At 71.6% G+C, this 25,561-nt stretch carries 18 protein-coding genes; 8 read left to right on the top strand and 10 right to left on the bottom strand.

Annotated features, from left to right (window positions below; translation table 11 throughout):
• Window positions 1-169: 169 nt before the first annotated feature.
• Complete coding sequence (locus SAM23877_RS13130) at window positions 170-1,108, bottom strand: LysR family transcriptional regulator (protein WP_053131237.1); 939 nt, start codon at window positions 1,106-1,108, stop codon at window positions 170-172.
• Between the two features lie 137 nt (window positions 1,109-1,245).
• Between SAM23877_RS13130 and SAM23877_RS13125 the strand changes: the two genes are divergently transcribed.
• Together SAM23877_RS13125 and SAM23877_RS13120 are read left to right on the top strand one after the other, a co-directional pair.
• Window positions 1,246-2,205: an EamA family transporter gene (locus SAM23877_RS13125; RefSeq protein ID WP_053131234.1), complete on the top strand. Its 960-nt coding sequence runs from the start codon at window positions 1,246-1,248 to the stop codon at window positions 2,203-2,205.
• Window positions 2,202-2,852, top strand: coding sequence for a GNAT family N-acetyltransferase (locus SAM23877_RS13120; protein WP_053131231.1), 651 nt, complete (start codon window positions 2,202-2,204; stop codon window positions 2,850-2,852). Before SAM23877_RS13125 ends, SAM23877_RS13120 begins: the two co-directional genes overlap by 4 nt.
• On the opposite strand, the gene SAM23877_RS13115 is transcribed toward SAM23877_RS13120, so the two are convergent.
• Together SAM23877_RS13115 and SAM23877_RS13110 are read right to left on the bottom strand one after the other, a co-directional pair.
• Window positions 2,836-3,636, bottom strand: a complete 801-nt coding sequence (locus tag SAM23877_RS13115) for a sugar phosphate isomerase/epimerase family protein (RefSeq protein WP_053142420.1) — start codon at window positions 3,634-3,636, stop codon at window positions 2,836-2,838. The genes SAM23877_RS13120 and SAM23877_RS13115 overlap by 17 nt on opposite strands.
• A 340-nt stretch (window positions 3,637-3,976) precedes the next feature.
• On the bottom strand, window positions 3,977-4,525 hold the full coding sequence (locus tag SAM23877_RS13110) for a hypothetical protein (RefSeq protein WP_244902937.1): 549 nt from the start codon (window positions 4,523-4,525) through the stop codon (window positions 3,977-3,979).
• A 486-nt stretch (window positions 4,526-5,011) separates the two neighbouring features.
• Between SAM23877_RS13110 and SAM23877_RS41765 the strand changes: the two genes are divergently transcribed.
• The 3 genes from SAM23877_RS41765 to SAM23877_RS13095 all read left to right on the top strand — a co-directional run bounded on the left by SAM23877_RS41765 (window position 5,012) and on the right by SAM23877_RS13095 (window position 11,491).
• Complete coding sequence (locus SAM23877_RS41765; protein WP_079030180.1) at window positions 5,012-8,395, top strand: ALF repeat-containing protein; 3,384 nt, start codon at window positions 5,012-5,014, stop codon at window positions 8,393-8,395.
• 80 nt (window positions 8,396-8,475) lie between these two features.
• Window positions 8,476-10,416, top strand: a complete 1,941-nt coding sequence (locus SAM23877_RS13100; protein WP_053131217.1) for a DNA/RNA non-specific endonuclease — start codon at window positions 8,476-8,478, stop codon at window positions 10,414-10,416.
• A 31-nt stretch (window positions 10,417-10,447) separates the two neighbouring features.
• Window positions 10,448-11,491 (top strand): hypothetical protein, encoded by a 1,044-nt coding sequence (locus tag SAM23877_RS13095; RefSeq protein WP_053131214.1) that lies wholly within the window; start codon window positions 10,448-10,450, stop codon window positions 11,489-11,491.
• 716 nt (window positions 11,492-12,207) lie between these two features.
• Here SAM23877_RS13095 and SAM23877_RS13090 read toward each other — a convergent pair.
• Together SAM23877_RS13090 and SAM23877_RS13080 are read right to left on the bottom strand one after the other, a co-directional pair.
• Window positions 12,208-13,716, bottom strand: coding sequence for a trypsin-like serine protease (locus tag SAM23877_RS13090; RefSeq protein ID WP_053131211.1), 1,509 nt, complete (start codon window positions 13,714-13,716; stop codon window positions 12,208-12,210).
• A 978-nt stretch (window positions 13,717-14,694) separates the two neighbouring features.
• Complete coding sequence (locus SAM23877_RS13080) at window positions 14,695-15,741, bottom strand: LacI family DNA-binding transcriptional regulator (RefSeq protein ID WP_053131206.1); 1,047 nt, start codon at window positions 15,739-15,741, stop codon at window positions 14,695-14,697.
• A gap of 203 nt (window positions 15,742-15,944) precedes the next feature.
• On the opposite strand from SAM23877_RS13080, the gene SAM23877_RS13075 reads away from it, so the two are divergent.
• From SAM23877_RS13075 to SAM23877_RS13065, 3 genes are read left to right on the top strand one after another with little or no spacing between them, the layout of a single operon-like run.
• Entirely contained in the window at window positions 15,945-17,096 is a 1,152-nt protein-coding gene (locus SAM23877_RS13075; RefSeq protein WP_053131203.1) for a Gfo/Idh/MocA family protein, read from the top strand.
• Window positions 17,093-18,295, top strand: a complete 1,203-nt coding sequence (locus tag SAM23877_RS13070; RefSeq protein ID WP_053131200.1) for a dihydrodipicolinate synthase family protein — start codon at window positions 17,093-17,095, stop codon at window positions 18,293-18,295. The genes SAM23877_RS13075 and SAM23877_RS13070 overlap by 4 nt, the downstream gene beginning before the upstream one ends.
• A 47-nt stretch (window positions 18,296-18,342) precedes the next feature.
• Window positions 18,343-19,167, top strand: coding sequence for a sugar phosphate isomerase/epimerase family protein (locus tag SAM23877_RS13065; RefSeq protein ID WP_174532288.1), 825 nt, complete (start codon window positions 18,343-18,345; stop codon window positions 19,165-19,167).
• A gap of 218 nt (window positions 19,168-19,385) precedes the next feature.
• Here the strand turns inward: SAM23877_RS13065 and rbsD are convergent, their stop codons facing one another.
• The 5 genes from rbsD to SAM23877_RS13040 form a co-directional block, all read right to left on the bottom strand.
• Window positions 19,386-19,775, bottom strand: coding sequence for a D-ribose pyranase (gene rbsD / locus SAM23877_RS13060; RefSeq protein ID WP_053131194.1), 390 nt, complete (start codon window positions 19,773-19,775; stop codon window positions 19,386-19,388).
• Complete coding sequence (locus SAM23877_RS13055) at window positions 19,772-20,692, bottom strand: ribokinase (RefSeq protein WP_053131191.1); 921 nt, start codon at window positions 20,690-20,692, stop codon at window positions 19,772-19,774. The genes rbsD and SAM23877_RS13055 overlap by 4 nt, the downstream gene beginning before the upstream one ends.
• A gap of 112 nt (window positions 20,693-20,804) precedes the next feature.
• The gene (locus tag SAM23877_RS13050; RefSeq protein WP_053131188.1) at window positions 20,805-22,760 is read right to left on the bottom strand and encodes an ABC transporter permease/substrate-binding protein; all 1,956 of its coding nucleotides are present in this window, start codon (window positions 22,758-22,760) and stop codon (window positions 20,805-20,807) included.
• Complete coding sequence (locus SAM23877_RS13045) at window positions 22,750-24,309, bottom strand: sugar ABC transporter ATP-binding protein (protein ID WP_053131185.1); 1,560 nt, start codon at window positions 24,307-24,309, stop codon at window positions 22,750-22,752. The genes SAM23877_RS13050 and SAM23877_RS13045 overlap by 11 nt, the downstream gene beginning before the upstream one ends.
• Window positions 24,306-25,412 (bottom strand): LacI family DNA-binding transcriptional regulator, encoded by a 1,107-nt coding sequence (locus tag SAM23877_RS13040; protein WP_053131182.1) that lies wholly within the window; start codon window positions 25,410-25,412, stop codon window positions 24,306-24,308. The genes SAM23877_RS13045 and SAM23877_RS13040 overlap by 4 nt, the downstream gene beginning before the upstream one ends.
• Window positions 25,413-25,561: the final 149 nt, after the last annotated feature.

Raw genomic sequence — 25,561 nt, 5'->3', positions numbered from 1 at the left:
CGACGCTCACGCGAGAAGCCCGGCCGGCGCGGCACGGCGATGGTGCGGAGGCCGGGCGAGTCGGCGGCCGGAGGCAGTGCGGCGACGGTCAGGGTGGACGGAGTGGGCCGGGACCGGGCGGGCCGGGGTGGATTGGGCCGGAACGGGGCTGGTGGCCGCGTGGGCCGGGTCAGTCGGCGGGGCGGGGGGTTGCCGTGGCCGTGCGGGCCGAGGCGTCCGGCCAGTGGGCCCGCAGCGTGCGCACCGTCTCCGCGATCGCCGGGCGGCGCGCCGCACCCGCACGCCACAGCGCGTACAGCCGGCGTACCGGCATCGGGTCGAGCGACACCTCCACCACCCCGGCGGGCAGCGGGCCGCGCCCCAGCCGGGGGATCAGGGCGATGCCCAGCCCGGCCGCGACCAGTGCCACCAGCGTCGGGTTCTCCTCGGCCTGGTGGACGACGTCCGGCTCGTGGCCCGCGCTCCGCAGCGTCCGCAGCAGCCAGTCGTGGCAGACCCGCCCGGGCGGCTGGCAGATCCACCGCTCCCCGCCCAGTTCCGCCCGCCGTACGCCCGTCCGCCCCGCGAAGCGGTGCCCCTCGGGCACGAGCAGATCGCACAGGTCCTCACCGATGGCCGCGTGCTCCACCCCGGCCGGGGCGGGCAGCGGGGCGATGTCCCAGTCGTGCGCGACGGCCAGGTCGACGGCGCCCTTCGCCACCAGATCCACGGACAGATGCGGATCGACCTCCGTCAGCCGCGCGTCGAGCGCAGGGTGCCGCGCCGCCAGGTCCGCCAGTACGGACGGCAGCAGACCGCGCGCCGCCGAAGCGAACGCGGCCACGGTCAGCCGACCCGCCGGAACCCCGCGCCGCTCCTCCAGCCGGTTCTCCGCCCGCTCGACGAGCGCCAGCAACTCGCGTGCGGTGCCGGCCAGCTGCCACGCCTCGTCGGTGAGTCGCACCCCGCGCCCCTCCCGCTCCAGCAGCACGGTCCGGGTCTCCCGTTCCAGTTTGGCGATCTGCTGGGACACGGCGGACGGCGTGAAGCCCAGCGCGGCGGCCGCCGCGCCGACGGTGCCGTGCACGGAGACGGCGTGCAGCGCGCGCAGCCGCTGGAGATCGAGCATGACGTGGGCTCCCGGCCTCGGACGAACCTGCACCTGTAGCAGCAGTAGTAGCAGTGTTCATTCAGTAGCAGTGCTTCATCCAATCATGCAGCAATCATCGCTGGTGCTACATGGTTCAGCCGGGCGATCCTCGAGCCATGCGCCCTTCCCACCTCCTCCTCGCCGTACTCGTCGCCGCCACCTGGGGCGTGAACTTCACGGTCATCGAGATAGGCCTCGACCACTTCCCGCCGCTGCTCTTCTCCGCCCTGCGCTTCCTGGCGGCGGCGCTCCCCGCCGTCTTCTTCGTGGGCCGCCCGAAGGTGGCGTGGAAGTGGATCGCGGCGGTGGGACTGGTACTGGGGGTCGCGAAGTTCGGCCTGGTCTTCCAGGGCATGGACGCGGGCATGCCGGCCGGACTGTCGTCCCTCGTCCTGCAGATCCAGGCGGTGTTCACGGCGGTGATCGCGGCGGCGGTGCTGGGCGAACGGCCCACCGGCGTGCGGGCGCTGGGCATGGTGGTGGCCGTCGCGGGCATCGGCGTGGCGGCCGTCGACGAGGGGGCCTCCGGACCGCTGGGCGCCTTCCTGATGGTCGTCGGCGCCGCCGCGGCGTGGGGCCTGTCCAACGTCCTGACCCGCAGGGCCTCCCCACCCGACGCGCTGAACTTCATGGTGTGGGTGTCCACCGTCCCGGTGCTCCCGCTGCTGGCCCTCTCCCTCCTGACCGAGGGCCCGTCGCGGGACCTCGCGGCCCTGCGCGGTCTGGACTGGCAGGGCACGGGCACGATCCTGTTCGTCGCGTGGATCTCGACCGTCTTCGGCTTCGGCGCCTGGGGCTGGCTGCTGCACCGTCACCCCGCCTCGACGGTCGCGCCGTTCTCCCTCCTGGTCCCGGTGTTCGGCATGTCCTCGGCGGCCGTCTTCCTCGGCGAGGAGGTGACCCCGCTGCGGTGGTGCGCGGCGGCACTGCTGGTGGGCGGGGTGGCCCTGACGACGCTCTCCCCGGGCGCCTCCCGGCGGGTCCGCGTCCGCGTCCACGTGCCGGACCGGACCGAGACCGCCGGGCCGGAATCGACTGGACGGGTCCTCGTCCCGGCGGAAGAATCCGTCCGATGACGTTCACACTGGAGGGTCCGGTCCTCGAGGGAACCCTGGTACGGCTGGAACCGCTCGGCCCGCAGCACGCGGCCGGCCTCGCGGCGGCGGCCGAGGAGGACCGCGGCAGCTACGCGTTCACCTGGGTGCCGAAGGCCGACGAGGTCGGCGCCTACATCGACGCCCAGCTGGCCCGGGCGGCCACGGGACGGCTCGCCCCCTACGCGCAGGTGTCCCTCGCCACCGGCAGGGTGGTCGGCGCCACGTCCTACTGGGAGCCCCGCTCCTGGCTGACGGACGACGCGCTGGACGCCGTCGAGGTCGGCTTCACCTGGCTGGCCCGCTCGGCCCAGGGCACCGGGGTGAACGCCGAGGCCAAGCTGCTCCTGTTCCGCCACGCCTTCGAGGTCTGGCGCGTGTCCCGGGTCGACCTCAAGACGGACGCCCGCAACGACCGCTCCCGCGCCGCGATCGAGGCGACGGGCGCCCGCTTCGAGGGCGTCCTGCGCAACTGGTCCCGCTCCTGGGCGCCGGGCGAGGACGGCCGGCTCCGTGACTCCGCGATCTACTCGGTCACGGCGGCGGAGTGGCCCGGGTGCCGGGAGCGGCTGGAGCGCAGGGTGCGGTCCGCCGCGTCCGCGGCGCCGGCCCTCACGCCGCGTCGCTGAGGAGCCGGGCGAGGTGTTCGCGGCCCTCGTCCAGCAGCTCGGGCAGCGGGGCCGCCGACTCGTACCACCGCTTCTCGTACTCCCAGCACAGCCAGCCGTCCCAGCCGTGGCGGGAGAGGACGTCCACCACCTCCGTGAGCGGCAGCACGCCGGTGCCCAGCGGGAGCGGGGTGGTGTCGTCGGCGGAGGCGATGTCCTTGACCTGGACGTACCCGAGGTGCGGGGCCAGGGCGAGGTAGCTCTCGGAGGGCTGCTCGCCGCCGAGCCAGGTGTGCATCACGTCCCACAGCGCGCCGACCTGGCGGTGCCCGACCAGACCGAGGACGCGCATCGCGTCGGCGCCGGTGCGGTGCGAGTCGTGGGTCTCCAGCAGGATGCGCACGTCCAGGTCGGTGGCGTACTCGGCGGCCGTGCCCAGGCGCCGGGCGGCCGTGGCGTCGGCCTCCTCGGGGCTCTGGTCGGTGCCGCCGCCGGGGAAGACCCGGACGTAGGGGGCGCCCAGGTCGCGGGCGAGCTCCAGCAGTCCGCGCAGTTCGGCGAGGACGGCGTCGTCGTCACCGGGCGCGGCGACGCGCGCGTATCCCGCGAGGCCCAGCAGTTCGACACCGGCCTCCTTGAACCGGGCGGCCACCGCGGCCCGTTCGCCGGGGGCCAGGCCCGGATGCACCGGTTCTTCGGGGTGGACGCGCAATTCGACACCGTGGTAGCCGTGCGCGGTGGCGAGCCCCAGTACGTCGGTCAGGGGCAGGCCGGGGACACCGAGGGTGGAGAACGCCAGCTTCATGGTGCCGGAGAGTACCCGCCCCACCGCACCGCACTCCTCCGCGTGAACAGGGTGTCGCCGATCGGCCCTCCCAGCCTGTCCGGCTGACCTTGCGCTGCACTCTCGGGCGCCCGGGCCGTTCGGACATGGCAGGCTCTGGAGGATCACCGTATCGCAGAGGCAGTCGCACAGCCGTTGTCGGCCCGGTCCCGTGAGAGTCAGGCGACGAGGCCGGCGACCTTCCGGTCGCCGGTGACACCGAGAGCGACCAGCCTCTCTCCTCGTCTGCCCACCGGCTGTCGGAGGCCGGGGTGCGGGAGTCCCGACCCTGTCAGCACCGCAGGCGGTTCCGGAATCGCGGTTACTTGGTGACCCGGATTTCCACGAGCATGTGGTCGCGGCCCTCCGGGTCCGCGGTCTCGCCCACCGGTGTCCAGCTGTTCTTGTCGATCTCGTAGGACGTCTCCTCCGTGCCCACGGTCATGTCGACCGTGGTGGAGTAGTCGTTGCCCTTGATCGAGAAGACGTCGGGGATCTCCAGAGTCAGCCAGCCCTCGTTGCCGATGGTGTTGAAGCAGATCTTGTCGGCTCTGTCGCGGGCCAGGAGCTCCAGCTGTCCGGTTCCTGTCACGCAGTCCGCAAGAGTGATGTGGCCGTCGCCTCGCTTCAAGACGATGTTCTGCTCCGCCAGGATCTTGTCTGCTCCGGGGTAGTTGAAGTCCTCCACGGCAAACCCGGGGCTGTCCTCCGCGATCAGCGCGGCGTCCCCCTCGGCGCCCGTGACCCCGCCCTGCACGCCACCGGCAACCGCGAACCAGGCCAGCGCGCCGCCGACAGCGGCAGCGCCGAGTACCCGTACCGTGAGCCGAATTTTCCGCGACTCTCCGACGTTGGTGCTGGTCTTTTTCATTGCATCCCTAATTTTTCGAAGCCCTCGCCCGCATTATGAAAACCACCGGCTGCGAAAGAGGTCGAAAGCAGGGGGATCCGCACACGCGGAATGCACCCCCCGGCGCGGCACTGACCGCGTCTCCGTGACGCACTGTCCGCCCCCCCGGTGATCGTCCTCGACCGTGGCATCCCAACACGGAGACACGCTCGCGTCCAGCGCCGTGAAGTGCCCATACGGGGACATTGGAAGCGATCCTGCCGTGACTTGTGTCACCTCGAGGAGTGGCTCCGTGGGTTGGCGTCATGGTTTCAGCCAAAAACATGTTGTTCCGTCAAATTATGTACCCCGCACCGTCAGTGGCACGACAGAGCGATAACTGCCGTGTAATAACAACACTGTTGATACTGTGCGCGAATTGTGGCGAGCGTGGGGCCACAGACTCGCTGTCCGGAACGGCGCGAATCCGATACGTCGCCGATCCGCTAATAGAAGGGCAAGCCCTGTATGCAGACCGCATTTTGGAGCAGACGCCGCGTTCTCGGCGCTCTCGCGGCCGCGACCGCTGTCGCCGCGACCCCCTCGGTCCTGCGACCGGTCGCCGCGGCGGCCGCCACGCCGGCAGGCACCACCCCGGTACCGCTGCCGGACACCGATCGCGCCAAGGCTGTCCGTGCCTGGCTGACTGGCGGTAAGGGCGTCAGGGCCGCCGCCACGACCGCCCTCTCCGGGACCGACACCGAAATTCAGACCTTCCTGGCTCAGACGCTGCCGCAGCAGACCGTGCAGGACAACCGGGTCGCTATCGTCAGCAGCCTGGACCGCGCGGGCAAGGGCCTGCGCCGCGAGGCTGTCGCCGCCCTGGACCAGGGGGACGACGCGATAGCCGACTTCCTCACGGCCGGTTTCGCCCCCGCCATGCTGGAGGACTTCCGGGTCGCCACCAGCATCGTCGCGTCCAGCGGCGACAGGGCCGTGGTGCGCGAGGCCAATGCCGCGCTGGACGCCGGCACCGAAGCGGCCCTCGTCACCTTCCTCAGCGACGAGCAGTACGACGCGCGGCTGGAGGACACGCGGATCCAGGTCAGCACCATGCTGATGAACGGTGGTCCGGAGGTGCGGAAGTACGCGGACCGCGCGCTCAGCGGCTCCGCGAAGGATGTCGAGTGGTTCATCGAGACCGGACAGCACATCGCGCGCGCCCGTGACCAGGAGTCGGCCACCATTGAGGAGCTGGTGGCCGTCGTCGAGCGTGAGGGCAAACGTGCCGAGCAGCAGACGAACCTGGCCGTAGAGGCCGGGGCCCGTGCCGAGACCGCCGCCGCCAAGGCCAAGGAGGCTGCCGAGAAGGCCGCCGCTGAAGCCGCCGCCGCGAAGAGTGACGTGCAGAAGTCGGCAGCCGCGGCACGCAAGGCGGCCAGCGCGGCGAAGGGGGCGGCCGACGCCGCCCGCAACGCTGTCAACGCTTCCAACGCCGCTGTGACGGCCTCCCGTCGCGCCTCCTGGGCTGCCGCCGGTGCCGCCCAGGCCGCCGCGAAGGCCGGCAATGCCGCCTCCCGTGCCTACAACGCCGCGATAGCCGCGTCCAAGGACGCCGGCAAGGCGGAAAATGCCAAGAACGCTGCGGTCGCCGCCCGCAACGCCGCCTCCAAGGCCCGCGGCGCCGCTGCTGCTGCCGCCAAGGCGGCTCTCGCCGGCGACGCGTCCTCGGCCGCCGGCCTGGCCGCCGCCTCAGCCGCCCGCAACTCGGCCGCCGCCGCGACAGCCGCCGCCCAGGCCGCTGTCTCCGCCGGTGCCGCCCAGGGGGAGGCCGCCGAGGCCAAGCGCCAGGCCGCCATCGCCACCAGCGCCGCCAACCGCGCCACCAACGCCGCCTCCGCCGCCCAGGCACTGGCCACCGCCGCCGCCAAGGCCGCTCGCACCGCCCGTGACGCCGCCAACTCCGCCGCCGATCACGCCGACAAGGCTGCCGACGCCGCCGAGGAGGCCGTGAAGTACGCGGGCAAGGCCGTCGATTACGCCAACAAGTCGACCGCCCACGCCGCGGAGGCCATGAAGGCCGCCAACCTCGCCACCCAGGCGGTCAGCGATGCCATCCAGGTGGAGAAGAACGCCCGCGCCGCCGAGGCGCAGACCCTGGAGCAGGACAAGCAGCAAGCCATCGAGGAGGTCCAGCAGCTCGCCGCCATCGAGCGGGCCGAGCTCTCCGACGTCCGCGAGAAGCGGCTGATGGCGGAGCGCACCACCCAGGCGACCAGGGACCTCATAGCCAAGGCGGAAGAGGCGCTGTACTCCGGCGACATGCCGCTCGCCGCGACCCTGGGCCGACAGGCCGCGGTCGCCCTGATGGACGCGCGAGGCGCCTACACCCGGCAGGCTGCCCAGCACGCCCTCGCCGGCTCCGACGACGACGTCTACGCCTGGATCGACCTCGACCGGGAGCTCGCCGAGACGCAGGACGACCGCGAGACCACCCTGCACGTGGCGACGATCGCCGGACCGAAGGTCGCAGCGGCCGCAGCGGCCGCACTGGAGAGCACCGACTCCAAGGCAGTCGGTGACTTCCTCACCGGCGGCATGAAGCGCGCTTCTGACGAGGACCTGCGTGTCGCCATCACCAAGATCCTCAATGACGATCCCGGCAGGGCCGTCAAGGAGGCCGGCAACGACGCGCTCGACGAGAACACCACCGAATCCCTCAACTACTTCTTCGACCACGCCTATCCGCTGGCCATCCAGGAGGACGACCGAGTCCGGACCAACGAGCTGATCAGGACCGGTGGCGCCTTCACCAAGGCATACGGGGAGGTCGCGCTCGAAGGACCGCAGTGGATGCTGCGCAACTTCATCACCGTGGTCCAGTACCGCACGGCTCAGCTCGACTTCGACACCGCCACCCATGTCGCGGCCGTCCGCGGGGCCATCGCCGCTGCCGCGAAGGTCGCGCAGAAGGCCCAGCAGGACGCGGCCCTCGCGTCGAAGGCCGCCGCCGACGCCCGCAACGCCGCCACCGAGGCCCAGCAGTGGGCACAGAAGGCACTCGACGCTGCCGCCAAGGCCGACGACTACGCCCAGCAGGCCCGCGACAACGCCAACGCCGCCGACAAGTCGGCCGCCGACGCCCGGGCCTCCGCCGCCACGGCGAAGAACGCCGCTGTCACCGCCCGCAGCGCCGCCCGCTCCGCGAACTACTCGGCCAACAAGGCCGTTGACTCGGCCCGCGCGGCCCTCGCCTCCTCCGCCGAGGCTCAGCGCTCCGCCGCCGCGGCTCGCGCCGCGAAGCTCGCCGCCTCCGCCGACGCGCAGGCCGCGGCCCGCGCGTACGCCGAGGCCAAGCAGATCGCCGCCGCCAAGAGGCGGGCCGAGGAGATAGTGAAGGCCAAGGCAGCCGCGCTCGCGTCCCTGGAGGATCGCGAGGCACAGCGGGACCCGGCCAACAACGACAAGAACAACCAGGTGAACCCGAACGGCACCGCGGACGGCGACGGCGACGAGTGGTGGAACGACGCCCAGTTCTACGCGGACGCCGCCAACGTGGTCAGCGTCGGCGCCGCGTTCCTGGCGGCCGGTTGTGCCCTCGCCGCCACCGTCTTCCCGCCGGCCCTCGCCGCGGCCGGCTTCTTCGCAGGCGTCTCCGCGGGCGTCGGCGCACTCGGCAGCCTCTTCACCGGCATCGAACACGGCTTCACCAGTGGCGCCTTCTGGGAGTCCGCCGTCGGCAGCGGTCTGAGCCTGGTCTCCTTCGGCGCCTACAAGTGGGTCGGCGCCGCCGACAAGGCCCTCGGGGGCGGCTTGGTCAAGCCCGTCGTCAGCAAGATCACAGACACCGGTGAGGACCTGGTCGCCAGCGCCACGAAGGGTCTTAGCGACTTCTTCGGCCTGGCGGCCTGATCACGCCGGTCTCCCCCAGGGGCGCCGCACATCAGGCGGCGCCCCATGTTCCTCTCCCCTCACGGAAAGTTCCTGCCTCCATGCACGGAATACGTGGCGGGCGCGCCTCGAGAAGACGCGCCCGCTCAACGGCTCTGACCGTCCTCACCGCCCTGGCCCTCGTCGTCACGCCAGCCGCGACGAGCCAGGCGGCCGAGCCGCCGGGGACGGCGAAGGCCTTGCCCACCACCAATTCAACAGCGCCCAGCGCGGAGCCCACCGAGACCAGCAAGTTCGCCGCCGGCTCCGCTGAGGACTGCACCGCCACCGTGCCGGGCTCCAAGGAGCGCCACGCGGGTGCCGTCGAGTCTTGTGTGACGGTCACCCCTGCCCCAGCGAGGGCGAAGACCCGCACAGCCGCCGCCCCTGCTGCCGCTGCCGCTGCCGCCGGAAGCTGCGACGTCACCACGCCGGGCAACTACAGTTACGAGCGCTTCTCTTACTGCGTGACCGGCATCAACGTCACCTACATCCTCCGCGACAGCAGGGGTCTGGAGATCGGACGCGGCACTCTGGCGGTCTCGACCGGCGCCGACCTCTCGGCGACCGCCACGAGTTGGAGCGAGCAGGTCACCGTCACCATGACAGGCGCCTCCGGTGATGTCACCGCCCTGAACGCCAAGTTCCGCGCGTCCTGCGACGTCGGCTGCACGGCCACCAAGACCGCCCCCTGGTACGGCGGCAGCATCACGCTCGGCCAGACTTTGAGCGGCACCGTCGCCTACTCCTCGCCCCGGACCACGGGCTCCTCCGCCTCTTTCTTCACGTCCTACGCGATGTACGTGACGTCCCCGGGCGCGACGGCCACCGACCCGAACGCGTCGTGGAAGAACGCGCGTCAGATCCGGTGCGACGACGCGGTCGGCGGCACTTCGGTGGCGGGCTGTGCCGTCCCCTCCGTCATGGCCGTCGTGCCGATGAAGGCGACGAGCGCGGACGCGGGCGGGGCCGTGGCCGCCTACGGCTGGGCCCAGAACAACCTGAACGGTGCCTGGGGGAAGAAGGGCAGCCCGCTGACCCGGTCGACGAGCGGCGTGGCCGGCCGCACCGCCGCCACCTGTGGCGGTTTCACGGCCGAGCCGGACCTCGTCGTCACCGACACCTGCGCCGACTTCCCCTTCGGGGAGGCGAAGGAGGGCGGTGCCGCCGGCGACCGGTGCGCCGAGGTGATCCCCAATCTCGGCAACGGTGAATGGGACACGTACATCCTGAACAACGCCCATACGCACGACCCCGCCGCGCCCTGCGTGCAGGCCCATGTCACGTCCGCCGAGAAGCAGTTCGCCGACACACAGCTCGCCGACGGCTTCAAGGACCAGCGGGTGATCGACGCCGACGAGTTCGAGCTGCCGGTCTCGACGCCGGACACGACGGGGCAGGCGGACTGCCTGGCCGCCAAGGGGCCGACCGGTTCGCTGCCCAACGGTGACGGCTGGTTCTGGAACACCACCGAGGCGGTTCCGCTCGTCAACAAGACCGTCCCCACGAGCGGACCCGGACAGCGGCCGACCCGGGCACAGGCGTGCCTGGGGCGCAATACCGGCGGCGGGACCGGGACCAGCAACCCGGTTACCGGGATGGAGGATGCGGATGCGTTCAAGGTCGCGGCCGGTGTCACCTATTCGCAGGACCGGTGCCATCTCATCGCGAAAAGCCTCGGCGGCCAGGGCACGAGTGAAAAGACTCGCACCAACCTCGTCCCGTGCTGGCACACCGGGATGAACACGGGCACACCCAGCATGCGGACGTACGAGGACCAGACGCGGAATCTCATCAAGGGCCCCCTCGCCGCCTTCGGGGCGAACGACGCGGTCTTTTACGAGGTGACACCCGTCTACAAGGATGCGAGCAGCACCATCCCGACGGGTGTCACGATGCACGCGACGATCCAACGGGCGAACGGGACGACCGAGGAACTGTTCCCCAACGTCTACGTCACCAATACCTACCAGAACACCGGGACGCTCAACCTCGGTAACTGATCACTTCCAGTTCGCACCGGCGGGAGCCTGCATGAGTTTCACCACCCCACCGCGGCCGTTCGACATCGCCGCGCTCTTCCCCCAACTGGCTCCGCTGGCGCGGACGGCCACCCGGCTGCACCCGCGGCCGGGGTCGACCACTGTGCACGACAGCTCCGTCGGCGGGCCGCTCCTGTGGCCCGCCGACGAGCCGTGGCCGTACTGCGACGAACCGCACGACAGGCACGCGTCGCAGACGGTCAACTCGCCGGACGATGTCCGGCTGCTACGCCGCGATCTCGCCGCCGCGGAGGAGCGGCTGCGTCTCGACCCCGAGGCGCCCGAGGTCACCCCGGGGGAACGGGAGAACTGGGAGCGGATCAAGGAGGGCCGCCCGTGGTTCGACGGCCCGATCCCGTTGCTTCCCGTCGCCCAGCTCTACGCGCGCGACGTCCCCTTCCCGTGCCCGACCGACGCGGATCTCCTTCAGGTGCTGTGGTGCCCCTTCGACCACGCAGAACGCGCCCACCCCACGACCGCACTCTTCTGGCGCTGCTCCGCAACCGTCACCGACGTCCTCGACGCACCGCCCGAGCCGCCGGTCATCCAGTCCCAGTGGTACCTCCCTGAGCCGTGTCTGTTCTCACCGGAACAGGTCACGGATTACCCCAACCCCTCGGAGCTGCCTGAGGAACTGCGTAAACAGCTGGAGGACATGAGCCGATGGGAGTCGGTCGACCCCGAGCTGTACAGCAGTTACGCGTACGACCCCGGGGAGCTGTACTTGAACAACCTCTGCCACGCCCCCGGGTGGAAGACCGGCGGCTGGACCCGCTGGGACCCGACCGACCCCGTGGACCGCTCCTGTCCCGAGTGCGGCACCGATCAGGTCCCGCTTCTCACCATCGCTTCCTCGGAATGGGACGGCGGCAGCGGAACCTGGATCGCCGAGGAGGAGTCGACGAACCCGGCCCCGCCTCCCCTGGGAGCGCGGGACGGCAACTTCACTTTGATCGACATCGTCGGCGGCCACAACCTCCAGCTCCACGCCTGCCCGGTCGACCCGTCCCACCCCCACATCGAGCTGGTCCAGTGACCGGCAGGTCGGGAGCCGGCACGACTTTCACCACCCTCACCGCGGCCGGTCGGCGGGGTCCGCACGTCGAGCGCCTCTGAGGAGGCCCTCCAACTCGTGGCCCGCTGCCCTCACGGGCGCGGGCCACTTGCATCCGTGTGTCGGAGTGCCTTCCGTTTCCGTGAACACTCCGCGGCTTCGGAGAATGATCACGTACTTGCCGCCAACCGCACTGAAGCACCCGCCTCGCCAGGAACGGCTGTGGATGGCGGTCAAACTCGACTTCACTGCTCTTGCGGCGCAGGGTCGGGCCACCGGTGGCACCCTTGCAGACGGCAGCGCCTTCTTGACCGGGCAATGCCACGCTGGTGTCGGTGGTGGAGTCCACCCGGGACTCGCCACTGTGCAACTGGTTCGGGACCCACTCGGTGCGTGTCCGCCCGAGCCCGCGCCGAGCAGGGTCTCACCCGCCTCGTGGGCGTCGGTGGCCACTTCCAGGGCCGCGGACAGCGCTGCCGAGTCGGCCAGCTAGCAGTGGGTGAGGCGCTGCGGGACGCCGGGCGACGGCTGAACAAGGGGCCGTCACTAGCGTGAAACGGCCCCTGTGTCAGAGCAACGCGCGGTAGGGCGGAGTTCCATTGACTGCTGCCGGTACGCACGTTCAGCTCGGGCTTCTGTGACAGAAGCGTCCCGGCCCTAGATGGACGGGAGGCGCGCCGACGACTGGATGGGACTGTTTACGGGGCGGGGCGCATGGCAACGCCCTTGTTGAGGGTGCCGGTGCCGGTGCCGGTGTACAGGAGCAGCGTGCTCTGACCGCCGACGGCGGCGACGTCACCCTTGGTGTCGCCGTTGAAGTCGCCGCCGATGATGCGCTTCATGGGGGACCAGGTGTTGTCGGGCCACAGCTTGCGGGCGGCGTCCAGACCGCCCGCGGTGTTGCCTGCGTACCAGTTCAGGCTGCCGTCCTCGCGGACTGCGACGAGGTCGTCGCGGCCGTCGGCGTTGATGTCGGCGGTCCCGGTGAGGCGCGTCTTGCCCCAGGTGGCGTCCGGCCACATCTTGATCTTGTCGCCGGTCAGCACGCCGTCGGCGCCGGTGTAGTAGCCGTAGAGGCTGCCGTCACCCCACTGGGCGACCAGGCCGTCACGGCCGCCCAGCGTGAAACGGGTGACCTGCTTGATCGTCTTCCACGACGTGTCGTGCCACATGGGCTTGCTCTTGTTCAGGATGCCGGTGGCGGTGCCCGTGTACAGGTGCAGGGTGCCGTCGGCGCGCACGGCGGCGATGTCACCGTTGCCGTCGTCGTTGAAGTCGCCGCCGATGATCTGCGTCATCGGGCTCCAGGTCTTGTCGTTCCACAGTTCGCGCCCGTACTCCAGGGTCCCGTCGGGCTTGGTGTAGAAGGCGTGCAGGGACCCGTCGTCCAGGACGGCGGCGACGTCGGTGCGGCCGTCGCTGTTGAAGTCGGCGGAGGCCACCAGGTCGCTCAGGTTGCCGGTGCCGAGGTCACGGTTGACGGTCTGGGTGATGAAGGCCGTGTCGTTCGCTGCCGCGATGGCATCCGTACTGGTCGACTCCGAGCCGAAGCAGCCCCCCTGCATGGAACGGCTGTTGACGCCTACCAGTTGCAGGGTGCCGTTCTTGTCCTGCAGCAGGGGGCCGCCGGCGTCACCAGCGCATATGGCGTCGCCCCCCTGACCCGTGACGTTGATCGCATCGGCGGTGGTCGACGTGACGGCGAAGGATCCCTGGTGGCGCAGGGTGGGCACCCATTGGCCCTTCGTACGTCCGAAGCCGACCGCCGTGAGCGTTGCGCCCGCGTCTGGTGCGCCGGACGCCAGACGTACCGGCGCGATGTCGGGAACGGCCTTGTCCAGCCGTGCGAGGACCATGTCGCGGTTCGGGTGCGGGACGAGCTCGACGACCTCACGCACGTAGCCGTTGGCGATGCTGGAGTCGGCCCGGCCCACGGTGGCCCTGGTGAGCTGAGTGGGCTTTCCGGCGGCGACGGTGCCGGCCCTGTCCGCGAAGCAGCTGGCTGCGGTGAGCACCCACTGCGGGTTCACCAGCGCACCCGAGCATGCCCGATAGTCGGTGCCGATCGTCAGACGAGCGGTGAAGTCCAGCTTCGCGTCAGTGGCAGGGTCGCCCACGGCGGCATGAGCCGGTGGGGACACCAATGTGCTCGCGAGGACGGCTGCGGACACAGTGGTGACCCGGGCGGGATACGGCATACGAAACATGGGAGTCCTCAATCCGCGTTGAAGCAGTGACGGTGCCGGGATGAGCCGACGGAGACGGTCAGCGGGGGCGAGGGGGTGCCTGGGGGCCCGATCACGGCCATGAGGTGGCAGAGTCGGTCACCCTCGGCGCTCATCTCGAGGCGGGTGTCCTCGGAGCCATCGGTGTGCCCCCTCATGCACCGGGTCGAGCTCCGGAGCGGGCTCCCCGCGCTCGCGCAGTCGGCGAGCACCATGTGGTCGGCGCCACGCTGGAGGAGGAGACCTTTTTCGGCCTGGCTCTCGTCGGCCCTCCCGGGCAGTTGAAGTCCTCGGCGGCGCATGCCGGGGCACCGACGGCAGCCGCCGTGCTCCGGAGGTCTGGCAATGCGCTGCGTCGTCTCATCACAGTCCTAGAGGCCGATGGTCGGCAGAAGCCGACCGGAGGAAATCTTCGCCACCCGCCTGCAGTTCAAGATCCTTATAGAAGCGAAAGGTTGGCGGTCGCGTCCATCTCAGAAATCGGACGGAAAGCGGCAACCGGTGGGTAAGGGTCATGATGTGTGTCACACACGGAAAGGGTTGTAGTGCAGTGAGTAAAGAATTGGCATCCAAGTGATGGTGCGCGTCCGCTGTCAGGTGGATGCCGCCAGGCGCTGGACTCGGCACGCGGGATCAGCGAGGCGTTCGCCAGTGAGGGGCAGGGAGAGGCCCCTGTCCGGCTCCGGGTCGAACGCCCCCTGCCTCTGGTGGGAAGCTGGACGTCGTCGGACCCGTAGTCACCGACGACCTTGTCGACGGGCGCTCCGCGGTGTCGCTCCCCCCCGTGCACCCGATGGCGGGCGCACGGGACACCGGCTCCTTGGGCGCAGGGCGCCACCACACCGCCGAGCGGTCCACGGTGCTGCGGATGGCATCATTCGGACCTGTCGCGAGAGGGTACGAGAGTCCAGCCCTCAACTGCGCCCACGCCCTCCCGGGCCGCCGCGAACCTGACGACGCCTACTCCCGTGGCCGTCCGGAGGACCCCCGTACCGTCAACTCCCCCCGCACCGTCGCGATCCCCCCGCTCGGCGCCTCCTCCCGCCCCATCGCGATGCGCCCCGCCCGGGCCCCCGCCTCCGCGAGCGGCAGCCGGACCGTCGTCAGCGCGGGCACCGCGTCGATGCTGAACGGCAGGTCGTCGAACCCGGCCACCGACACGTCCTGGGGAATCCGCAGCCCTGACTCCCGCAGCGCCGCGCACGCGCCCAGCGCTACGGAGTCGTTCGCGGCGACGACCCCGGTCAGGGACGGGTCCCTGCGCAGGAGTTCGAGCGTGGCGTCGTAGCCGGACCGCCGGTCGTAGCGGCCGTGGACGGTCCAGCGGGGGTCCTCCTCGATGCCGTGCGCGGCGAGCGCGGCACGGTGGCCCTCCAGCCGGTGCCGGGTCGTGGTCCGTTCCTCGGGGCCCGCGATGTAGCCGAGCCGCCGGTGTCCGAGCCCGATCAGGTGCTCGGTCAGTTCCCGGCCGCCCCCGCGGTTGTCGAAGGTCAGCGCGATCGCCCCGGTCCGCGGCGCCGGCGGACGCCCGCACAGCACCACCCGCGTCCCCGCCTCCGTCAGCTTGCCCAGCTTCGCCGCCACGGCCGCCTGGTGCGCGGCGTCCTCCATCGCCCCGCCGGTGAGCACGACGGCCGCCGCCCGCTGCCGTTGCAGCAGCGTGAGGTAGGTCAGTTCGCGCTCCGGGGAGCCGCCCGTGTTGCAGACCACGGCGAGTCTCTCGCCGCCCGCTCTGCCACCGGGGCCCCCGATCTCGGACTGGATCGCGCCGGCCATGATGCCGAAGAAGGGGTCCGCGATGTCGTTGACCAGGATGCCCACCAGGTCGGACGTGGCCGCCGCCAGCGCGCTCGCGGGCCCGTTGAGCACGTAGTCGAGCTCGTCGACCGCCTTCAGCACCCGTTCTCGGGTGGAGGCGGCCACGGGATAGTTCCCGTTCAGCACGCGCGACACCGTCGCGGGGGAGACCTGGGCTCGGGCCGCCACGTCCGCCAGGGTCACCGTCATGTCCTCGTCCTCCGCCTCACGCGTGTGCCGTACGCCGCCTCGGCGTCCCGGGTGACCTTACGGCCGCCACCCGCCGTTGTTCGCCCCGTCGAACAACTCGCCCGGACAGCGGTCTTGTCCAGACCACCGTCCACAGGCTAGCTTCGTAGCGCATAGAAAGCGCTTGCTGTACTCCTCGCATTGCTCGTTTCGAAGGGAATGACGTGACACGCAAGACGGTGCGTATCGCCATGAACGGTGTGACCGGGCGCATGGGCTATCGCCAGCACCTCGTCCGCTCCATCCTGGCCCTCCGCGAACAGGGCGGCCTCGACCTCGGCGACGGCACCGTGCTGTGGCCGGAGCCCATCCTGGTCGGCCGCCGCGAGCACGCGCTCCGGACGCTGGCCGAACGGCACGGCCTGGAACACGTGTCGACCGACGTGGACGCGGTCCTCGCCGACCCGTCCGTGGACATCTACTTCGACGCCCAGGTCACCTCGGCCCGCGAGGAGGCGATCCGGAAGGCGATCGCCGCGGGCAAGCACGTCTACACGGAGAAGCCCACGGCCACCGGCCTCGACGGCGCCCTGGAGCTGGCCCGGCTGGCGAACGCCGCCGGCATCAAGCACGGCGTCGTGCAGGACAAGCTCTTCCTCCCGGGCCTGCTGAAGCTCAAGCGCCTCATCGACGGCGGCTTCTTCGGCCGTGTCCTGTCCGTGCGCGGCGAGTTCGGCTACTGGGTCTTCGAGGGCGACTGGCAGGACGCGCAGCGCCCCTCGTGGAACTACCGTGCCGAGGACGGCGGCGGCATCGTCGTCGACATGTTCCCGCACTGGGAGTACGTGCTGCACGAGCTGTTCGGCCGGGTGAGGTCCGTCCAGGCGCTCACCGCCACCCACATCCCGCAGCGCTGGGACGAGAACGGCAAGCCCTACGACGCCACCGCCGACGACGCCGCCTACGGCGTCTTCGAGCTCGACGGCGGCACCGTCGCCCAGATCAACTCCTCCTGGGCGGTCCGCGTCAACCGCGACGAACTCGTCGAGTTCCAGGTCGACGGCACCGAGGGCTCCGCCGTCGCGGGCCTGCGCACCTGCCGGGTCCAGCACCGCAGCGCCACCCCCAAGCCGGTCTGGAACCCGGACATCCCCGCCACCGAGGCCTTCCGCGACCAGTGGCAGGAGGTCCCGGACAACGGCGACTTCGACAACGGCTTCAAGGCCCAGTGGGAGCTGTTCCTCAAGCACGTCTACGCCGACGCCCCCTACCACTGGGACCTGCTGGCCGGCGCCCGCGGCGTGCAGCTCGCCGAGCTGGGCCTGAGGTCCTCGGCCGAGGGCCGCCGCCTCGACGTACCGGAGATCGCCCTGTGACCCTGCACCTGCCCGGCGCCGACGGCACCCTGCGCGCCCACGAACCCCGCACCGAGCCCCTCGCCGCCACCCGGGGCGCTCCGGGAGGGGCCTTCACCTCCCGTACGGTCTTCTCGGCGGCGCACGTCGTCGCCGACCCCTACGCGGACACCACGCCCGACGGACCCGCCGCCGTCGACTGGGACGCCACCCTCGCCTTCCGCCGCCACCTGTGGTCCCACGGCCTGGGCGTCGCCGAGGCGATGGACACCGCCCAGCGCGGCATGGGCCTGGACTGGGCGGGCGCGGCGGAGCTGATCCGCCGGTCCGCCGCCGAGGCGAAGGCGACCGGCGGCCTGATCGCCTGCGGCGTCGGCACCGACCAGATCACCGTCGGCACGGACCGGAGCACCGGGGGCACGGACCGGAGCACCGGCGGCACCCTCGCCGAGGTCCGGGCCGCCTACGAGGAACAGCTCGCCGTCGTCGAGGAGTCGGGCGCCCAGGCCATCCTGATGGCCTCCCGCGCGCTGGCCGCGACGGCGCGGGGCCCCGAGGACTACCTGGAGGTCTACGGCCACCTGCTCCGCCAGGCCGCCGAACCGGTGATCCTGCACTGGCTCGGCCCGATGTTCGACCCGGCCCTGGAGGGCTACTGGGGCTCACCCGACCTCGACGCGGCCACGGACACCTTCCTGGAGGTCATCGCCGCCCACCCCGACAAGGTCGACGGCGTCAAGGTCTCCCTTCTCGACGCCCGGCGCGAGATCGACCTGCGCCGCCGCCTCCCGCAGGGCGTGCGCTGCTACACCGGCGACGACTTCAACTACCCCGAGCTGATCGCCGGCGACGAGCAGGGCTTCAGCCACGCCCTGCTCGGCATCTTCGACCCGCTGGGACCGCTGGCGGCCGAGGCGGTCCGGGTCCTGGACACGGGGGACACGGAGGGCTTCCGCGCACTCCTCGACCCCACCGTCCCCCTCTCCCGCCACCTCTTCCAGGCCCCGACCCGCTTCTACAAGACCGGCGTGGTCCTCCTGGCCTGGCTCGCGGGCCACCAGGACCACTTCGCGATGGTGGGCGGCCTCCAGTCGGCCCGCTCCCTGCCGCATCTCGCCCGCGCCTACGAACTCGCCGACGGCCTGGGCCTGTTCCCGGACCCGAAGCTGGCGGAGGAACGGATGAGAACCCTGCTGAACCTGTACGGAGTGCACCAGTGAGCGACACCGGCACCACCCCCGGCCCGACGCGCTTCAGCATCAACCAGATGACGGTCAAGCAGCTCACGCTGCCCGAACTCACCGCCGCCTGCCGCGACCTGGGCGTCGGCAACGTCGGCCTGTGGCGCGAGCCCGTCCAGGCGTACGGCGTCGAGGCGGCGGCCAAGCTGGTCCGCGACGCCGGACTGACCGTCACCACGCTGTGCCGCGGCGGCTTCCTCACGGCCATCGACGCGGACGAACGTGCGCGCGCCCTGGCCGACAACCGCCGCGCCGTCGACGAGGCCGCAGTCCTCGGCACCGACACCCTCGTCCTCGTCTCGGGCGGCCTCCCGGCCGGCGACAAGGACCTGCACGGCGCCCGCGAACGCATCGCGGACGCCCTGTCGGAGCTCGGCCCCTACGCCGAACGGCACGGCGTACGGCTCGCCATCGAGCCGCTGCACCCCATGTACGCCGCCGACCGGTGCGTGGTCTCGACGCTCACCCAGGCCCTGGACCTCGCCGAACGCTTCCCGGCCCACCAGGTCGGCGTCACCGTCGACACGTACCACATCTGGTGGGACGACCGGGCGCCGCAGCAGATCGCCCGGGCGGGTGCGGGCGGCCGCATCCACACCTTCCAGCTCGCCGACTGGACGACCCCGCTGCCCGAGGGCGTGCTCAACGGGCGCGGACAGATCGGCGACGGCGCGATCGACATGCGGGAGTGGAAGGGATACGTGGACGCGGCCGGCTACACCGGAGCCATCGAGGTCGAACTCTTCAACGAGGTGCTGTGGGCACGGGACGGCCGCGAGGTACTGGCCGAGACGGCGGCGCGCTTCGCGGAGCACGCGGGGGAGGCGGGGGAGGCGGGGTCCGGAAAATAAAGCCCGGCGATCCGTACAACCGTTTCTCCGCCCCGCCGGTCGTACGGGGCATCAGAACCCCTGTGGGGGACCCGGGGGGGGATCACGGGGTTCTGAAGGGGAGGGGAAACCCGAAGGGGCACGGTCGACGACCGTGCCCCTTCGAAGTGTCCGGGGGCTCTCCCGGTTTCTCTCGGGTTCTCCGGGTTCTCCGGGTTCTCCAGGCTCCCCCCGGGGTCTCAGAAGAAGACCCCGCACCGCAGCAGCACGTTCGCGTACGGCCGGGCCTCCCCGGTGCGCACCACCAGCCGGGCCCGCGCCGAGAGCTCCTTCAGCCGTGCGTGCGGCACGAGGTCGAGGGCGGGCAGGCCGGCGTCCAGCAGGGCGGCCGCCGCGGGGTTGGCCTCCCGGATCTCCGCCGCCGCCGTCGCGCCCTCCACCACCAGCTCGGCGAGCAGCCCGTCCAGCACCTCGGCGAAGGACGGCACCCCCGCGCGGAAGGCCAGGTCCACGACGCGCGGACCGTCCGGGATCGGCATGCCCGCGTCGCACACCAGTACCTCGTCCCCGTGGCCGAGTCCGGCCAGGGCGCCCGCGAGATGCCGGTTGAGTATCCCGGCGCGCTTCACTCGGACTCACCCCCCAGCGCCTCGGCCTCCGCCGCCGTCGGGTAGGACGCCTGCGCCCCCGCCTTCATGACGGCCGCCGCGCCGACCCGGGCCGCGTACGCCGCCGCCTCGGCGAGCGACTCACCCGTGCCGAGCCGCCAGGCCAGCGCCGCGGTGAACGCGTCGCCCGCGCCCGTCGTGTCCACGGCGTCGACCCGCACGGCAGGGACGCGGGAGACGCCCCCGGCCGCCGACGCCACCAGCGCGCCCTTCGCGCCGAGGGTCACGACCACCGAACGCGGGCCCTTGGCCAGCAGGACGCGCGCCCAGTCCTCGGGGCGTTCGCCGGCACACGCGTCGCCGAGGATCACCTTCGCCTCGTGCTCGTTGACGATCAGTGGGTCGCAGGCGGCCAGCACCTCCCGCGGCAGCGGGCGCGGCGGTGACGGGTTCAGCACGAAGCGGCTGTCCGGCGCGAGGTTGCGGACCACCTCCACGACCGTCTCCAGCGGGATCTCCAACTGGGCGGAGACCACGCGGGAGGCGTGGAAGAGGCTCACGGCGGCGCGGACGTCACCGGGGGCCAGGCGGCCGTTGGCGCCCGGCGAGACCACGATGCTGTTGTCCCCCGAGGGGTCGACGGTGATCAGCGCGACGCCGGTCGGCGCCCCGCCCACCAGCACGCCGACCGTGTCGACACCGGCCGAGCGCTGCGAGTCCAGCAGCAGCCGCCCGTGGTCGTCGTCGCCCACCCGGGCCAGCAGGGCCGTCCGGGCGCCGAGCCGGGCGGCGGCAACCGCCTGGTTGGCGCCCTTGCCGCCCGGGTGGACGGCCAGGTCGGAGCCGAGCACCGTCTCACCGGCATCCGGCCGCCGCTCGACGCCGATCACGAGGTCGGCGTTGGCCGACCCCACGACCAGGAGGTCGTAGTCGTACATGAATCGCTCTCCGATCCGAGTGAAGCCCCGTGCACCTGCATCCGAGTGAGGCGGGCGGGCGGCCGCCAGGACCACCCGCCCGCGCGCACTCCCGCGCGCCTGTCCGCCCGTGTCAGCCCTCGAAGCCGGCCACGTTCTCCTCGGTGACCACCTTCACCGGCACCTTCACCATCTTCTCCACCTTCTCGTCGTCGGCGGCGCGCAACGCGTTCTGCACGGCGATCCTGCCCAGTTCCCTGGGCTGCTGCGCCACGGACGCGTACAGCGAGCCCTCCCGCACCGCCTTCAGCCCGTCCGGGGTGCCGTCGAAGCCGACGACCTGCACCGACTTGCCGGCCTTGGAGCCCAGTGCCTTGATCGCGCCGAGCGCCATCTCGTCGTTCTCGGCGAAGACGCCGTCGACGTCGGGGTGCGCCTGGAGCAGGTTCGTCATCACGTCCAGGCCCTTGGTGCGGTCGAAGTCCGCGGGCTGCTTGGCGACGACCCTGATGCCCGGGTAGTCCTTCAGGCCGGCCGCGAAGCCCGCCCCGCGCTCCCGGCTGGCGGACGTGCCGGCCTGGCCCTGGAGGATGACGATGGTGCCCTTGCCGCCGAGCTTCTCGGCCAGCGCCTTGGCGCCCAGCTCACCGCCCTCGACGTTGTCGGAGGCGACCAGCGCCGAGGTGTCCGCCTCGTTGACGCCGCGGTCCACGGCGATGACGGGGATGTCGTCCCTGTTCGCCGAGCGGACCGAGGGGCCTGCCGCGTCGGAGTCCACCGGGTTGACGATGATCGAGGACAGTCCCTCGCTGGTGAAGTTCTGCAGCTGGTTGGCCTGCTGGGAGGCGTCGTTCTGGGCGTCCGTGACCGTCAGGTCCACGCCCAGCTTCTTCGCCTGCTCCTCGGCGCCCGCCCGGATCTGCACGAAGAACGGGTTGTTGAGCGTCGACAGCGACAGGCCGACCTTCTGCTTCTTCCCGTCCGAGGACCCGCTGTGCAGCAGCGAGGTGGCGCCGACCACGGCGACGGCGACGACGGCCGCGATCACGTAGGTGAGTGCCTGTTTGCCGCGGTCGCCCCCGCCGGACGCCCCGGCCGCCGGAGTGGTCGCCCCCGCCTTGCGGCGCAGGGTGTCCAGCAGCACCGCGAGCGCGATGACGACACCGATGACCACCTGCTGCCAGAAGGCGGAGACGGACAGCAGGTTGAGGCCGTTGCGCAGCACCGCGAGGATCAGCGCGCCGATCAGCGTGCCCGATGCCTTGCCGGTGCCGCCCGCGAGCGAGGCACCGCCGATGACGACGGCGGCGATGGCGTCCAGCTCGTAGCCCTGCGCGGCCTGCGGCTGCGCGGAGGAGAGCCGGGAGGCGAGCACGATGCCCGCGGCGGCCGCGAACAGGCCGGAGAAGGCGTAGATGGCGAGCTTCTGCCGCTTCACCCGCAGCCCGGACAGCCGCGCGGCCTCCTCGTTGCCGCCGATGGCGTACATGGAGCGGCCGATGTAGGTGCGGCCCAGGACGAAGGCCGTGATCAGACCCATCACGATCATCACGAGCACCGGCACGGGCAGCCAGCCGCCGAGCGTGTCCCCGAGGTGGGAGACGGAGTCCGGGAAGGCGATCGGCGAGCCCTGCGAGATGACCAGCGACAGACCGCGCCCGACCGACAGCATCGCGAGCGTCGCGATGAACGGTGGCAGTTTCCCGTACGAGATGAGGAAGCCGTTGACCAGGCCGCAGGCGATGCCGGTCGCGACGGCCAGCAGGACCGCCAGCAGGACCGGCACCCCGGCCTCGGTCGCGCTCCAGGCCAGCACGGTGGCCGACAGCGCGGCGACCGAGCCGACCGACAGGTCGATGCCCGCCGAGACGATGACGAAGGTGACGCCGAAGGCGAGGATCGCCGTCACGGCGGCCTGGACGCCGACGTTCAGCAGGTTGTCGGCGGTCAGGAAGTCCCCCGACAGCGCCGACATGGCGATGACGAGGACGATCAGCGCGGTCAGCGCGCCGTTCTCCAGCAGCAGGCGGCGCACACCGCCCGGGGCGCTCTGCGCGCCCGGCTTGCTCTTGAGCGTGTCAGTGGCCACCGGAGGCCTCCGTTCCGTCGCTGTGGGGGGTGGTGTCCTGCGGGGTGGTGCCCTGGGGCGTGCTGACGGCGAGTGCCATCACGGCGTCCTGGGTGGCCTGCTCGGCGGGGAGTTCACCCGCGACGCGGCCCTGCGCCATGACCACGACCCGGTCGCTCATGCCGAGCACCTCGGGCAGGTCGCTGGAGATCATGAGCACGGCGGCACCGGCGGCCGTCAGTTCGTTGATGAGCTGGTAGATCTCGACCTTGGCGCCGACGTCGATGCCCCGCGTCGGTTCGTCGAGGATCAGCACCTTGGTGTCCGCCAGCAGCCACTTGCCGATGACGACCTTCTGCTGGTTGCCGCCGGACAGGGTGCGCACGTGCTGGCCGAGCCCGGCCATCCGCACGCCGAGCTGCCCGGCGACGCGCTCCGCCGCCTCGTGCTGCCCCCTGAGGTCGACGAGTCCGGCGCGGGAGGTCGACCGGAGGGTGACCAGCCCGAGGTTCTCCTCGACGGAGGCGTCCAGCACCAGCCCCTGGCCCTTGCGGTCCTCGGGCACGAGCCCGATCCCGGCGGCCATGGCGGCGTTCACGTCGTGCCGCCTCAGCGGGGCGCCCGAGACGTGCACCGTCCCGGAGTCGTAGGGATCGGCGCCGAACACGGCCCGCACGACCTCCGTCCGCCCGGCGCCGACGAGGCCGGCGATGCCGACGACCTCACCGGCGCGCACCTCGAAGCCGACGTCGTGGAAGACACCGTCGCGGGTCAGTCCCTCGACCTTCAGCAGGGCCTCGCCGGCACCGGGGCGTTCGCGCGGGTACTGCTGGTCGATCGACCGCCCGACCATGAGCCGCACCAGCTCGTCCTCGGGCGTGGAGGCGGGCACCTGGCCGACGCTGCGGCCGTCCCGGATCACGGTGACCCGGTCGCCGAGGGCGGCGATCTCCTCCAGGTGGTGGGTGATGAAGACGATGCCGACACCGTCCTCGCGCAGCCGCCGCACGATCGCGAACAGCTTCTCGACCTCGTCGGAGGTGAGCACGGCGGTCGGCTCGTCCATGATGAGCACGCGCGCGTCCAGGCTGAGCGCCTTGGCGATCTCGACCATCTGGAGCCGTGCGATGCCCAGTTCACGCACCCGCGCGCGCGGCGACACGTTCACGCCGACCCGCTTCAGCAGCACCTCGGCGTCCGCGTCCATCTTCTTCCGGTCGATCATCCCGAGGCGGCGCGGCTGCCGCCCGAGGAAGATGTTCTCGGCGACCGACAGGTCGGGCACCAGGTTGAACTCCTGGTAGATGGTCGCGATCCCGAGGCGCTCGGAGTCCTGCGCACCGTGGATGCGCACCTCCTCGCCGTCGGCCAGGATGCGCCCGGCGTCGGGGGTGTAGGCGCCGGAGAGCATCTTGATGAGGGTGCTCTTGCCCGCGCCGTTCTCACCGAGCAGCACGTGGACCTCGCCCCGGCGCAGGTCGAAGTCGACGCTGTCGAGCGCGACCACGCCGGGGAAGGTCTTGCGGATGCCCTCGATGCGCAGCAACTCGTCCGGACTGCGGCTGCTCACGGCGTACTCCTTCGTACGGGGGACGGGGACGGGGACGGGGACGGGGACTCGGCCGAGGCCTGGGAGGGAGAGGGGGAGGGGGAGGGGGCCTGGGACGGGGGATGCCGGTGGGCCGTCTCACCGCAGGAGCGGCGGATCACCAGCCGGGCGGGAAGGGTGACGGACTCGCCGGCCCGCCCCTCGATCCGGTCGACCAGCGCGCGTACGGCGGCCCGCCCGAGGTCCCGTGTGGGCTGGGCGATCGCGGTGACGGGCGGATCGGTGTGCACGAACCAGCGGATGTCGTCGAACGCGGCGAGCGCGATGTCCTCGGGCACCCGCAGGCCGCGCGCGCGTACGGCGTCCAGCGCGCCGAGCGCCATCAGGTTGTCGGCGGCGAAGACGACCTCGGGCGGCTCGGGCAGGTCGAGGAAGCCCTCGGTGACCCGGCGTCCGCTGTCCGCCTGGAAGTCGCCCTGCCCGATGTAGGCGTCGGGGAGCGGGAGCCCGTACGCGCCGAGCGCCTCGCGGAAGGCGTCGACGCGCTCGCGTCCGGTGGTGGTGGCGGCGGGCCCGGCGATGATGGCGAGCCGCCGGTGCCCGAGCCCGTGCAGATGCGCCACGAGGTCCGCTACGGCCGCGCGCCCGTCCGACCTGACGACGGGCACGTCCACGCCCGGGATCCACCGGTCGACGAACACCATCGGCGTCCCGGCCCGTGCGGCGTCCAGCATCCGCGGGGAGCCACCGTCGGTGGGGGAGACGAGCAGCCCGTCGATACGGCGGTCCAGCAGCGTCGTGACGTGGTGGTCCTGGAGGTCGGGCCGCTCGTCGGCGTTGCCGATGATGACGCTGTAGCCGAGCGCGCGGGCCTCCTCCTCGACGGAACGGGCCAGCTCGGTGAAGTACGGGTTCATGACGTCGCTGATGACCAGCCCGAGGGTGCGGGTCTGGTGGGTGCGCAGCGACCGGGCGACGGCGTTCGGCCGGTAGCCCAGCGTCTCGACGGCGGCCAGGACCCGGGTGCGTGCGTCCGCGCTGACGGACGGGTGGCCGTTGAGCGCCCGCGAGACCGTCGCGACGGACACGCCCGCCTCGGCGGCGACGTCCTTGATGCTCGTCATCGCCCGTTCCACCTCCTTGTGGAATCGATTACACGAGGGATTGGAATCGATTACACGAGTGGTTGGCAAGAGGGGGAGGGTGTGACGAAACTCAATCGTGACCGTGGGGCGTCACCGCCCGGTCGCACGCGCGGCGGCCCGGCCCCGGG

Source organism: Streptomyces ambofaciens ATCC 23877 (assembly GCF_001267885.1).
GTDB lineage: Bacteria > Actinomycetota > Actinomycetes > Streptomycetales > Streptomycetaceae > Streptomyces > Streptomyces ambofaciens.
The sequence above is the reverse complement of the archived record's forward strand: the minus strand, read 5'-3'. Positions and strand labels throughout refer to the sequence as shown.